Annotated in this window: 11 protein-coding genes; 3 read left to right on the forward strand and 8 right to left on the reverse strand. The window is 64.7% G+C overall.

Features of this window, described 5'->3' with window-relative positions; genetic code table 11:
- Positions 1-615: 615 nt before the first annotated feature.
- The 6 genes from BR07_RS26540 to BR07_RS0107110 form a co-directional block, all read right to left on the reverse strand.
- A complete protein-coding gene (locus tag BR07_RS26540; RefSeq protein WP_231476231.1) occupies positions 616-1,335 on the reverse strand; it encodes an ATP-binding cassette domain-containing protein in 720 nt (239 codons plus the stop codon).
- Between the two features lie 219 nt (positions 1,336-1,554).
- Positions 1,555-3,456, reverse strand: a complete 1,902-nt coding sequence (locus BR07_RS23700) for a DUF2075 domain-containing protein (RefSeq protein WP_037184834.1) — start codon at positions 3,454-3,456, stop codon at positions 1,555-1,557.
- A 317-nt stretch (positions 3,457-3,773) separates the two neighbouring features.
- Positions 3,774-4,583, reverse strand: a complete 810-nt coding sequence (locus tag BR07_RS0107095) for an ABC transporter ATP-binding protein (protein ID WP_027504833.1) — start codon at positions 4,581-4,583, stop codon at positions 3,774-3,776.
- A gap of 8 nt (positions 4,584-4,591) precedes the next feature.
- Positions 4,592-5,617, reverse strand: coding sequence for an ABC transporter substrate-binding protein (locus BR07_RS0107100; protein WP_027504834.1), 1,026 nt, complete (start codon positions 5,615-5,617; stop codon positions 4,592-4,594).
- A 41-nt stretch (positions 5,618-5,658) separates the two neighbouring features.
- Positions 5,659-6,528 (reverse strand): ABC transporter permease, encoded by an 870-nt coding sequence (locus tag BR07_RS0107105; RefSeq protein WP_027504835.1) that lies wholly within the window; start codon positions 6,526-6,528, stop codon positions 5,659-5,661.
- A gap of 116 nt (positions 6,529-6,644) precedes the next feature.
- Positions 6,645-7,676: a LacI family DNA-binding transcriptional regulator gene (locus tag BR07_RS0107110; RefSeq protein WP_027504836.1), complete on the reverse strand. Its 1,032-nt coding sequence runs from the start codon at positions 7,674-7,676 to the stop codon at positions 6,645-6,647.
- A gap of 214 nt (positions 7,677-7,890) precedes the next feature.
- Here BR07_RS0107110 and BR07_RS0107115 point away from each other — a divergent pair, with 214 nt between their 5' ends.
- Genes BR07_RS0107115 through BR07_RS0107125 form a run of 3 tightly spaced genes read left to right on the forward strand, consistent with a single transcriptional unit; the run spans position 7,891 to position 11,038 of the window.
- Positions 7,891-9,048 (forward strand): Gfo/Idh/MocA family protein, encoded by a 1,158-nt coding sequence (locus BR07_RS0107115; protein WP_027504837.1) that lies wholly within the window; start codon positions 7,891-7,893, stop codon positions 9,046-9,048.
- On the forward strand, positions 9,045-10,226 hold the full coding sequence (locus tag BR07_RS0107120) for a dihydrodipicolinate synthase family protein (RefSeq protein WP_027504838.1): 1,182 nt from the start codon (positions 9,045-9,047) through the stop codon (positions 10,224-10,226). The genes BR07_RS0107115 and BR07_RS0107120 overlap by 4 nt, the downstream gene beginning before the upstream one ends.
- Entirely contained in the window at positions 10,223-11,038 is an 816-nt protein-coding gene (locus tag BR07_RS0107125; protein WP_027504839.1) for a sugar phosphate isomerase/epimerase family protein, read from the forward strand. The genes BR07_RS0107120 and BR07_RS0107125 overlap by 4 nt, the downstream gene beginning before the upstream one ends.
- A gap of 373 nt (positions 11,039-11,411) precedes the next feature.
- Here BR07_RS0107125 and BR07_RS23705 read toward each other — a convergent pair whose 3' ends face one another.
- Complete coding sequence (locus BR07_RS23705; RefSeq protein ID WP_331280444.1) at positions 11,412-11,657, reverse strand: DUF2834 domain-containing protein; 246 nt, start codon at positions 11,655-11,657, stop codon at positions 11,412-11,414.
- Positions 11,658-11,679: 22 nt separating this feature from the next.
- Positions 11,680-12,276, reverse strand: a complete 597-nt coding sequence (locus BR07_RS0107135; RefSeq protein WP_051613136.1) for a TetR family transcriptional regulator — start codon at positions 12,274-12,276, stop codon at positions 11,680-11,682.
- Positions 12,277-12,322: the final 46 nt, after the last annotated feature.

The following is a 12,322-nucleotide window of genomic DNA, read 5'->3' on the forward strand; positions in this document are numbered from 1 at the left end:
CAACACGCGATCTTGCGCCGTGCGTCGGGTCACGCCGTGGTAGACCACACAGCATGGGGGCGGCACGAGTGAGGACTGATGGCCGGAGGACGGCACGTTGCCGGTGACAAGTTCAACAGACGCCGACATGATCCAGGCGGGACGTCTGCTGAGTGCGTACGCCTCGCGGGGTCGCATCGACGGCGCACCTCGGCTCGAAGACGCCCTTTCGCTGCTGGTTCGCCGCAGTGTCCGGCATCTTGAGTCGAAGGTCGCCGGCGACTCGACTACCTCTCCCGTCACCGAACGAGCTGTGGTCCTCAACGGTGGGCGGGCGTTCGCATCCACCCGGCTGTATCTGCACATAGCGCACGCACGTCACATGGTTGGCGCATTCTCGCGTGACCCTTCTGGCGGGAACATCCGTTTGTACGTTTACGGGGCGAACGGTCAATCCCACGAATCGGAGTTCGTTTTCAGGCACCTCCAAGCCGCCATGTTCGAATTTGCGGAGTCGGAGTTCAAGAAGAACAGTCATGGCATCTCGAGTTTTCGCCGGTACATGCGTCATTACGCGACAGGATTCGGCGGCGAGATTGCGCAGCGGATTCGTTCAGTCGAGGCGCAGGTCATCGATCAGTCTGTTGCAAGCGACGAGCTGAGAACGCGGCTGCACGAAGACGAGCGACGAGCCCTGTCGGGGCTCAGAAGTCGTTGGCCTCGCGCTGCGGACAGGTGGTACCACGTCGAACAACGAGCACTTGTCGAGACAACGACTGACGGTGCCACAGCCGTAGACAGATAAAGGTGGATCACAAAGAGAACGGGTCGTGGTCGCAACAGCCTCCTCAGATCAACGCCGATTCTCGTACAAAGCAGCCTGACACGTGCGGTATAGCATACAAGCGCGTTCCTTCGGTCCGCTCCTAACCAGGCAGCGCGAGTATGGGATGTCCTCCAACGACTAGATCTCAATCCGTCCCCCCTCGGAACCCCGCGCATATCCCTGACCGTGTTGACCACGCTGATGAACTCCGGCCTGGGGCTCATGCCCACCACGCGGTTGGCGAGGTAGACGGCCTCGGCGACGGAGTGGGTGTCCAGCATGACCGTCGTTCCGGTCTCTTTCCAGATGCGGTGCAGTTCGACGTTCATCTTTTCGCGGGTGAGGGCGTCGAGGGCGCCGAAGGGCTTGTCCATCAGCAGCACCTCGGGCCCGTGCAGTAGCGCCCGGCACAGGGAGACGCGTTGCTGTATGCCGCCGGACAGCTCGTGGGGGAGTGCGCCCTCGATGCCCGTCAGGCCGGTCATCTCGATCAGATGGTCGGCCTTCGCCGCGGCAGCTTTCTTGTTCATCCCGCGCATCTCACCTTGGAGCAGGATGTTCTTGCGGAAGGTGTGCTACTACAGCATCGAGGCGCTTTGGAAGCCCTAGCCGATTTTGCGCTGGGGTCTACTCACCCCGCGACCGGCCAGTTTCACGCATCAATACAAATCTTTATCTATCCGTGTACCGACGAGGGTAGCTAACGGGCTGGTGCATTCTGCACTGTTCTCAGCATGAGGTGCGCTCGATCACTCAATTCCAGCCGCTGGCTTTCTCGCCTCGCCGACGATGTCGCGCAGCATGCGTCTGGTCTCCTCGTCTGTCGAGTAGATAATCGTGCCCACCATTCCACGCGTCATCAAGACCTTGTAGACGTTTCTCACCAGTAGGTCGAAGCGGGCATCTGTAATTCTAGTCCGGTTCTTGAAATCTGGATCACGGTTTGCGTCGCGATTAGTACGGAAGGCGCCGTCTCTCCACACGAGATCCTGGCCAAGTATGACCCCATTCCAGTCGTATTCGAAGCCCTGCGCAGTGTAGACGCACCCCACCTGCTCGAAACCGCCGTCTTCGGTTGCCCACAATGGCGCTGGTGGTATGTCTCCGATTCGACGATCACTTTTGCTATTCCAGGGACGCGACCAGCTTGCGATCTCCACATCATCTACGAGGGTTCCGTCCGCCCGTGCGTTGCTCCAGGGCCAGCAATAACCCGCTGTCATTCTTGCCCCGTAGCCGTCCTCAAGCCGGCGGCGCAGCAGGTCTTCCATCTCTTCTGGGCTGTCCGCAACGCGCACATCGAACTGAGGGTCGGGTACCCACTTGATCGGCCCGCCCTCGTCGAGTCCGAGCAGTCGTTTGACCCAGAGAACATACCTCTCGCTACCGCCGCATCGAAATTGTTCGTCGAGTTGTACGTGCTGTACCTCGAATCCGAGTCCAGCGACATGGCGCTCGATCTGTTCGAGAGATCCCATCTCCCCTGGGCGCACAATCTGGTTCTCGTCGAGAAGGAAGACCGGAACGCGGGCTGCCGCTATCAATTCGTCGATCTGGGGACGTTCCGAACGGAGTTCTGCTCTGGTGTACCGGTCGACTGAAGTTTCGCGGATGCGGTGTGCTTCGTCGAGAATCAGCACGTCGAGACTGTTCCGCTCAGCGGTCATGAATTGATTGAAGTACTTGAACATTTTCTGCACCCGCGGGGCGCGATGTCCCGCCACTTTGCGGAGTGTCTGCGTAAACGATCTTGAGCCTGTGGCGTGAAGGACGGTCCGTCCGCGGCGTGCGAGTTCGCCAAGAAGTGAGAGCGCGATTACGCTTTTGCCGCTACCGGGGCCTCCGCTGACAACAACGACTTTCTTGGTGTCACCCGCCCGGGCTTGTTCGACGCTATGCAGCACCAGGTCGACGGCAAGCTGCTGGTTCCCGAGGAGATGGAATTGTGGTCTGTCGCGGACCTCGTTTGCCGCAACTTTGAGTAGTTGTTGCGACGGTGCTACCGCAGTGCGCATCAGGGTGTCTGCGGCTGCTCCACTTCGAATCGATGGAGAGAGCCGGGAGCGAAGAAATGCGACCATTTCGGCATGGTCAGCCGCGGTGAAAAGCCGACTGGTCATGGACACGGGGTAGGCACGGAGGTCGCTCACGCTGGACGGATCGCTAGCATTATGGAGGTAGGCCATTCCAGCGAGCGCGTCGGGCTGATGCTCGATCGCTTTGGCGAAGTCTGCCAAGTACTCGCAATAATTCCGTACCTGGGCGGCGGGATGGAGCTTCGGTCCACCCGGCATTCCGGGCACTTCGAATAGGTCGTGAGAACCCTCGTACTTGTGAGCGGACGACCATTGCTTCAACTCGACAACCACGTAGGACGGGTGCCCTGACTGCGGATGCACACCGGCAAGGACGACATCGGCACGCTGCGACGTCAGAGGCAAGTGGTACTCGACGAGCATGTCGACCTCACCGAGACCCGCCCCGACTAGATCGCGCGCCAAGACGGGCAGACTTCGCCCCCACGATCGTTGTTCTGCCGCACTTGCGCGGCGCCCGGTCGCGAACAGCATCTGTTCGAGCAGCTTTTCGATGAGTGAGTCGGAATCCGCGTCACTTAAGATGCGGGCGGCAGTAGTCCGTAGCAGTGTCACGTTGAAGTCCCCAAGGCAGCACGAATAAACGTGCGGGTGGGGGCATATCCTGGGCTGCCAAGTGCAGCGGAAGTCCGTCGGGCCGCGGATCGACAGTATCCGACCATTGGGTCCTCGAACGGGACCTAGCTAGCGCGTCGCAGGCGTGCCAACTATCACGTCATCGTTCATCGGGGGCTAGCGATATAGGGGGGCTCTCGTCCAAGGATCGCATCACGGAGGACGTTGCATCCTCGGCGGGGCCGCCTGTGTCCGATGCGCTGGCTCTACGTCAGTAGGCCCGATGATCCTGTCATCGGGCCTTCTGGCGGCCTGTTTCAGTCCGCCCCCGTCGTAGCCCCCAACAGGTCCCTCACCGTGTTGGCCACGGAGATGAACTCCGGCTCCTCCATTGTCGCGCTGTACTCCCGGTGCGCCGGCAGGTCCACGTCGAGGATGTCCACTATCCGTCCCGGCCTCGGGCTCATGACGACCACTCGGTTGGCGAGGTAGACGGCCTCGGCGACGGAGTGGGTGACCAGCATGACCGTCGTCCCGGTCTCCCGCCAGATGCGGTGGAGTTCGACGTTCATCTTCTCGCGGGTGAGGGCGTCGAGAGCGCCGAAGGGCTCGTCCATCAGCAGTACCTCGGGCTCGTGCAGCAGAGCCCGGCACAGGGAGACGCGTTGCTGCATGCCGCCGGACAGCTCGTGGGGGAGTGCTCCCTCGAAGCCCGTCAGGCCCGTCATCTCGATCAGTTGGTCGGCCTTCGCCGCGGCGGCCTTCTTGTTCATGCCGCGCATCTCGCCCTGGAGCAGGATGTTCTTGCGGACCGTGCGCCATTCCAGCAACGCGGCGCGCTGGAAGACGTAGCCGATATTGCGCTGCGGTCCCTTCACTTCGCGACCGGCGAGTTCGACAGAGCCGCGGGAGGCGCCGGTCAGACCGGCGACCACCTTGAGCAATGTGGACTTGCCGCAACCCGACGGGCCGGCGATGGAGACGAACTCGCCCTTACCGACCTTGAGGTCGACGTCGGACAACGCGGTGACGTCGCCACGCTTGGAGGAGAACTGGACGGTGAGGTTGTCGACCGAGACGGCGGTGTCGGTGACGGTGGTGGGCCGTTCGTGGGTGATGGCGCTCATGTCGTCGCTCATTCCTTGCTGGAGGTGAAGGAGGAGTCCCAGTACTTCGACGGCTCGGCCCCGACCTCCGTCAGCCCGGCGTCACCGAGGATGGAGATGGTGTTGGTCCAGTCCTCCTCGGCGTTGACGCCCGGTGCCTGGCCCTCGGTGTTGGCGGTGGTGAGCAGCGGGATGGTCTCCTGCCACTGCTGCAGCAGCACCGACTCCGGCGGGGTCTGCGGGTCCTTGCCCACCATGGCCTTCACGGCTTCTTCGGGGTTGGCGATGGCGGCCTCGAAGGACTCGGTGGTGGCGTCGACCATGGCCTGCACCAGTTCCGGGGAGCTCTCGATGGTGGAGGTGTTGGCGATCAGGCCGTTGCTGAAGAAGTTCAGGCCCTCGTCGGAGTAGCGGAGGTAGCGCATCTCGCGGCCCGACTTGTTCGCGATGTTGGGTCCCTGGTCGTGTGCGAAGCCGATGAGGCCGTCGACCTGACCGGACAGCATCGCGGCGATCTTGCCCGCGGAGTCGAGGCTCTGCTGCTGCACCTGGTCCTCGGGGACGCCGGCGCGGTCGAGGAAGATCGGGAACGTCGTGGTGGGTGCGTCACCGGCGGAGACCGCGATGGTCTTGCCGGCGAGGTCCGCGGTGGTCTGGATGGGACCGTCCGCGTAGACCTGGACGGCCGACGGCGTCGTCTGTAGGAATACGCCCAGGCTCTTCACCTTCACGCCCTTGTCGATGTTCGACATGACGGCGGCGGAGTCGGCCCAGCCGAAGTCGGTCTGGTTGGAGCCTGCGGCCTGCGCGGTCTTGGTCGAGCCCTGGCCGGCGGTGATGGTGAGGTCGATGCCGTGCTTGGCGAAGATCCCTTCCTGCACGCCGTAGTAGAACGGTGCGTGCTCGCCGTAGGGGTACCAGTTGAGCATCAGCGACGTCGCGGTGGTCTCGCCGTCGGCGCCGGGAGCCTTCTCCGCACCGCCACCGCCGCCGCCACATCCGGCGAGAGCGAGCGACGCGGCTACCGCAGCCACGAGGGCAGTCTTGAGCTTCATGGAAGTCTTCTTTCGAGGAGGTGGAGGGTGAGGCAGCGGGGTCACACTGCGCCGACGGACGCAGTGGAGCGGCGCGATGCGTGCCAGGGGATGAGGAACTTCTCGGCGATCTCGATGACGAGAAACAGCAGGATGCCGAGCAGAGACATGATGATGAGGGCGGCGAACAGCATTGCGGTGTCGATGTTTCCGTTCGCCTGGAGGATCACGTAGCCGAGTCCTTCGTTGGCGCCGACGAACTCACCGACCACCGCACCTGTCACCGCGAGCGTCGCCGCGATCTTGAGGCCGGACATGAGCTGCGGGAGAGAGGCGGGAAAGCGCACCTTGCAGAACGTCTTCCACTTGCTCGCACCCATCGTGGACGTCAGTTCGAGGATCTCCGGGTCGACGGACCGCAGGCCAGCCATGCCGGCGATGACGATGGGGAAGAAGGCCATGAGGACAGCGACCAGAATCTTGGGGCTGGCGCCGAAACCGAGCCACACGACGAACAGTGGCGCGATGGCGATCTTCGGGATGACCTGAGCGAAGAGGATCAGCGGGTACATCGTCTTCTCGATCGACGATGAGTAGATCATCACCACTGCGACGGCGATGCCGACCAGGCCGGCGATGACGAAGCCCGCGATGGTCTCGTAGGTGGTCACCCAGGTGTGGCCGGCGAGGTAGGACGCGTTGTCCACCATCGTCGACCAGGTGTCACCGGGGGACGGAAGGATGTAGGGCGCAACCAGTTCGGTGGTCGTGACCGCCCACCACGCGACGACGAGCGCAGCCACGAGAGCAAGGGGCCGCCACAAGCCGGACCAGGTGTTGCGGAACGAGGGAAACCGTCGACGACGCGTCGGCGCGGGATGCGGTGCCGACGGTGCAGCGAGTGGGGCCTCGACCGACGTTGTTACCGCCATGAGGAGTCCTAAGGCTAGTAGTGGTGCGGGTCCGACTACTCCCGCTGGAATGCGCTTTCCGAAGCTGCGGCCGAATCTAATGTGATCGCGCCCACAGTGTCAAGGAAAACGGACAACTACCTGCTCAGGGCGCTGCTCGCGCGCAGGACGACCGTTCCCGGCGCGTACTCGTGCGCGTCGAGGGCGCGGTCCGATGGGTCGAGCGCTAGCTGGACGGCACGCTCGCCGATGTCGACGAGAGACAGCGCGACCGTCGACAAGCTCGGGACATGGTCTCGCAGGGTGGGAATGTCGTCGAAACCCGCGACGCAGACGTCGGCAGGAACGCTCAGGCCCAGCTCACGCAACGCGGCGATGGCTCCGATGGCCATGACGTCGGTGACGGCGAAGACGCACGGGGGAGTGCCGTGTCCGGGCGTGAGTTCCAAGGCTGCCGCGAGGCGTCGGGCTGCGCTGTATCCACCGTCGCGGGAGAAGTCGCCGGCCACCTCGATCTCCGGGGTGATGCCGTGGCAGCACAGCGCTTCGACGAATCCGTTGCGACGGTCTGCAGACGTGCGGATGTTGCCCGGGCCGCCGATGATCGCGAACCGCCGGTGGCCGTGCTCGTACAGTGCTTCGGCCAATGCGGCTGATGCAGAATGGTTCTCGGGTTCGACGGCCGCTCCGAACGGCATGGGCTGGCCGATGACGACGACGCGTCCACCGTTGTCCCGATACGCTTCGAACTCGCGTTCCAGGGCGCGATCGAGGTCGCCGCTCTGCCGCGATCCGGCCAGGATGATGGCGTCGGCACGGTGGGAGATGAACGTGCTCACCGACTGCCGCTCGATGGCGAAGTCGCGCTCGGTGCTTGCGAGCAGCACGAGTTTGCCGGCGTCGCGTGCCTCGTTCTGCACGCCGCGGACGATGGAGGAGAAGTACGGGTCGGCGACGTCGTGCACGACGAGGCCGATCAGCCCCGTCGACGAACGCGCCAAAGCCTGGGCCTGGGCATTCGCGATGTAGCCGAGATCGGCTGCGGCAGCGCGGACTCGGTCGGCGACGCCCTCGCCGGGTACCCGCGACGATCCGTTGAGTACCCGTGATGCCGTGGCCTGGGAGACGCCGGCCGCTGCTGCCACGTCACGCAATCGCACTGCCGCCATGCTCGCCACCCCCACGAAATCGTTGCGGTCTGCCGGTGCCTGTTGACCGATCGACTTCGACAGCATAGCTTGGAAAGCGCATTCCGAAGCTGACTTGCCCCTCGACGCGTGCAGGACTTTCCGCCGCACCGTCTCCCGAGGCCCTCGCGCGCCTCGACTCCCTCGGTCGTGCACTCTTCAGACCTGGCTGCCGAGCAGTCAGAAAGGCCATTCGATGTCTCACCCCACCCGAACCCTGCGCATCGCCATGAACGGCGTCACCGGTCGCATGGGCTACCGTCAGCATCTTCTGCGCTCCATCCTCCCGATCCGCGACGCCGGCGGGTTGCTCCTCGCGGACGGTTCGCGCGTCCAGGTCGAGCCGGTGCTCGTCGGTCGCAACGAGGCGAAGCTGCAGGAACTTTGCGCTCAGCACGGCATCGCCGAGTACACCACCGACGCCCAGTCGGTCATCGACGATGCGTCGATCGACATCTACTTCGACGCCCAGGTGACCTCGCGTCGCGCGGACGCACTGTCGTCAGCGATGAAGGCCGGCAAGCACATCTTCACCGAGAAGCCGACGGCCGAGACGCTGACGCAGGCCATCGAACTGGCGCGCATCGGACAGAACGCGGGCGTCACGGCCGGCGTCGTCCACGACAAGCTCTACCTGCCCGGACTGGTGAAGCTGAAGCGACTAGTCGACGAGGGCTTCTTCGGACGCATCCTCTCCCTGCGTGGCGAGTTCGGCTACTGGGTCTTCGAGGGCGACGGCCAGCCCGCGCAGCGGCCCAGCTGGAACTACCGCGCCGAGGACGGCGGCGGCATCGTCGTCGATATGTTCTGTCACTGGAATTACGTGCTCGAGGGCATCCTCGGCAAGGTCGAGACCGTCACCGCCAAGGCCACCACCCACATCCCGACGCGGTGGGACGAGCAGGGCAACGAGTACGCCGCCACCGCCGACGACGCCGCGTACGGCATCTTCGAGATGCAGAACGGTGTTGTTGCGCAGATCAACTCGTCGTGGGCCGTGCGGGTGTTCCGCGACGAACTGGTCGAGTTCCAGGTGGACGGCACCCACGGCTCCGCGGTGGCGGGTCTGCGCAACTGCGTCGCCCAGCACCGCTCGCACACCCCCAAGCCGGTGTGGAACCCCGACCTGCCCGTCACCGAACCCTTCCGCGACCAGTGGCTCGACGTCCCGGCCAACGCCGATCTGGACAACGGTTTCAAGCTGCAGTGGGAGGAGTTCCTGCGCGACGTGATCGCCGAGCGCCCCCACCGCTACGGCCTGTTGTCCGCCGCGCGCGGTGTCCAGCTGGCCGAACTCGGCCTGCGTAGTTCCGCCGAGGGTCGCCGCCTCGACGTGCCGGAGATCTCGCTGTGACCGCCGTCGACTCGCGCCTGACTATCGCGCTGCCGGGCCACGGCGCGTATCAGCTGGGGGAGCCCGGTGAGTGGACGAAGCCCACCTCCCCAATCGCCTCGCGCATCGCCTACGCAGCGGCACATGTCATTCCGCGTGCGACGGGCGACAACACGCCGGGCGCACCGGCCGACATCGACTGGGACGCCACCCTCGCCTATCGGCACGAGCTGTGGTCCTACGGCCTCGGTGTCGCCGATGCGATGGACACCGCGCAGCGCGGCATGGGCCTCGACTGGGCCGCGACCGCGGAGTTGATCCGACGATCGGGAGCCGAGGCCGCACGGGTCGGCGGCCTGCTTGCCTGCGGGGCCGGGACGGACCAGCTCGACCTGACGACGCTGCCGTCGGGTCGGGAGGGTCTCGCCCGTGTCCTTGACGCCTACCGCGAGCAGATCGCCGTAGTGCGGGAGTCGGGCGCGAAGGTCATCATCATGGCCTCGCGTGCGCTGGCGCGGGTGGCGTCGTCACCCGACGACTACCTGTCCGTCTACTCGACGCTGCTCGACGAAGTCGACGAGCCCGTCGTGTTGCACTGGCTCGGAACGATGTTCGACCCTGCGCTCGAGGGCTATTGGGGGAGCGCGTCCGCGGACGAGGCGACCGCAACGTTCCGTGGACTGATCGACGCACACGCTGCGAAGGTCGACGGTGTGAAGGTGTCGCTGCTGGACGCTCAGCACGAGATCGCCCTGCGCGCAGCCCTGCCCGACGGAGTGCGTCTGTACACGGGGGACGACTTCAACTACCCGGAGCTCATCATGGGCGACGGTGAGCACCACTCCGATGCGCTGCTCGGTATCTTCGCCGGTATCTACCCCGCGGCGTCCACGGCGTTGCAGGAGCTCGATCATGGCAACACGGCTCGGGCAGAGGAGATCCTGCGGTCGACGCAGGAACTGGGCCGACACATCTTCGCGGCACCCACCTACTACTACAAGACGGGCATCGCGTTCCTGTCGTGGTTGAACGGGAAGCAACCCGGCTTCTCGATGGTCGGCGGGTTGGCGTCGGGCCGCAGTGTGGAGCATCTGACGCAGTTGTTCGTCTTGGCGGATCGTGCTGGGCTGCTGGCAGACCCGGCCTTGGCCGTGCACCGGATGGGCGTGTACCTGGAGCTGAACGGGGTGTCGGCATGAGTCTCGAGCGCCTGTCTCTCAACACTAAGACGGTGAACAACTGGACCTTGAAGGAGGCCGTCGAGGGTGCTGCGCGGGCGGGACTCGGTGCTATCGGGCCGTGGCGTGACCGCGTGCAGGAAGCCGGGGTCACGAAGTCGGCGAAGATGATCTCCGATGCCGGACTGCGGGTGTCGACCCTCTGCCGCGGTGGATTTCTCACGGCCATCGACGACGACGGGCTCGACGACAACCGTCGCGCACTCGACGAGGCGGCCGAGCTCGGGGCTCCCGAGCTTGTGATGGTGATGGGCGGGATCCCGGATCGCGACCTCATCGGTGCGCGGGCACGGGTGTCCGAGCGGCTCGCCGCGTTGGTGCCCTACGCGTTGGAGCTAGGTGTGCGGATCGCGTTGGAGCCGTTGCACCCGATGTTCGTTGCCGATCGAGCGGTGATCTCGACGCTGGGTCAGGCACTGGCCATGGCGCAGCCGCATCCGGTGGAGGCGGTGGGCGTTGTCGTCGACACGTTCCATGTGTGGTGGGACCCCGACCTCGAGGCGCAGATCAAGACGGCGGGGGAGCGAGGACGCATTAGCTCGTACCAGGTATGCGACTGGTTGGTGCCGATGGAAGCCGACCCCCTCCTGTCCCGCGGGATGATGGGCGACGGGGTGATCGACTTCGCCACCATCGGGCGGTGGGTCGAAGAGGCCGGCTACCGCGGTGACGTGGAGGTGGAGATCTTCAACGCGGCGATCTGGGCGGCAGATGGGGATCAGGTGATCGGGATGATGGTGGAGAGGTACCGGGATCTCGTGGCGATGGGGTGAACGTGGTTGTGCAGCAAGGAGTCGACCACCCGTCACTGCCTGCTCTCGTGCGGAGTCGCGGGCGCGCGACGGGGACAACCTGCAGCAGCTTGCCCAGTCGGATGTAGTCGTCGGGGTTGGTTATGTACAGCGGCAACCCCGCGGCAAGGGCGGTCGAGGCGATCATCAGGCACCCGTCGGTGCAGTCGTCGATACGCGCGTCGTTGGTGTCGTCTGTCGAGAACAAGTTTCTACGCGGAATGCTGTGCAGCGGGGCACGGCTACCTGCGCGGGAACCCCGTCAGGTCGCCAGTCGCAACGCCCGAGCCCGTGCAGCGAGGAAGAAGGGGATCGCGGTGCCTATCCCCACGGTGAAGGTCATGAATAGCGTTGCTCACCACCATCGGCGGATCCCGAGTCGACCCGACTCGGGCAGCGCCCACGCGTGGAACGCGACGACGACGAGAATCAGATCGACCATCGCGAACTTTCCGGGCACCGTCGAATAGATCTTGCCGACGAAGAAGTCTGCCACCGAGCGAGTGCCGTGCTCTCGGACGTAGGGGATCGCGATGGCGTTTTGAGCGACGCCGGCCACTGCGGCAATAGCTATCAGGCGGCGTTCCTCGGACACGGTCACGGGGCTCCTTCGATCGGGGTGATCACCGTTCTACCCGCGGCTCGGCCAATCGCCTGACCGCCTCGCCGACGACGAGACGATGCCGCGCGATCTCGTCGTCGTCCCACCGCCGATGGGCTCGCTGGTCGAGGTCCGGTGTGGTGAACCAGCTGAACAGCACACCGAAAATCAACGTCATCAGATCGGCTGCACTCCAATGGGAGTCGACGTATCCGTCGCGCTGAGCCTGCTCGACCTCGCGAACACGCTCACTCATCACCTCGGCGTGTTCGCTCGCGGGGAGATGGCCCTGCAACTGCGCCCAGAGCAGCATCCGGTGCTCGTCCTTCTCACTCGCGAGGCGGGTGAAGGCATCCATGGAGTACCCGGGTAGATCGCGTGGGGTGAAGTGCACGGACTCGACGAACCGCCGGAAACCAAGGTCCAGTACCGCGCCGAACAGCCGCTCCTTGTCGCCGTAGTACGCGTACAGGCGCTCTTTGCTGGAGCGAGACGCCAGTGCGATCCGGTCGACGCGAGCGCCGGCGAGGCCGTGCTCGGCGAACTCGCGGCGTGCGGCATCGAGGATTCGTTCACGCGTGTCAGGGGCGGCGGGGGAGATGGGGGTGTCCGACTTCACAGGCCGAATCCTACGCCAACCAACTAGTTCGTTTGACCGTGTCGGA

Source organism: Rhodococcus sp. UNC23MFCrub1.1 (assembly GCF_000686025.1).
In the GTDB taxonomy this organism is placed as follows: Bacteria; Actinomycetota; Actinomycetes; order Mycobacteriales; family Mycobacteriaceae; genus Rhodococcoides.

Coding starts and splice junctions, on each gene's coding strand:
- BR07_RS0107110 (WP_027504836.1), bottom strand. CDS start 7,676: ATGGCGGCAGTGCGATTGCGTGACGTGGCAGCAGCGGCCGGCGTCTCC.
- BR07_RS0107105 (WP_027504835.1), bottom strand. CDS start 6,528: ATGGCGGTAACAACGTCGGTCGAGGCCCCACTCGCTGCACCGTCGGCA.
- BR07_RS26540 (WP_231476231.1), bottom strand. CDS start 1,335: ATGAACAAGAAAGCTGCCGCGGCGAAGGCCGACCATCTGATCGAGATG.
- BR07_RS0107100 (WP_027504834.1), bottom strand. CDS start 5,617: ATGAAGCTCAAGACTGCCCTCGTGGCTGCGGTAGCCGCGTCGCTCGCT.
- BR07_RS0107125 (WP_027504839.1), top strand. CDS start 10,223: ATGAGTCTCGAGCGCCTGTCTCTCAACACTAAGACGGTGAACAACTGG.
- BR07_RS0107115 (WP_027504837.1), top strand. CDS start 7,891: ATGTCTCACCCCACCCGAACCCTGCGCATCGCCATGAACGGCGTCACC.
- BR07_RS0107095 (WP_027504833.1), bottom strand. CDS start 4,583: ATGAGCGCCATCACCCACGAACGGCCCACCACCGTCACCGACACCGCC.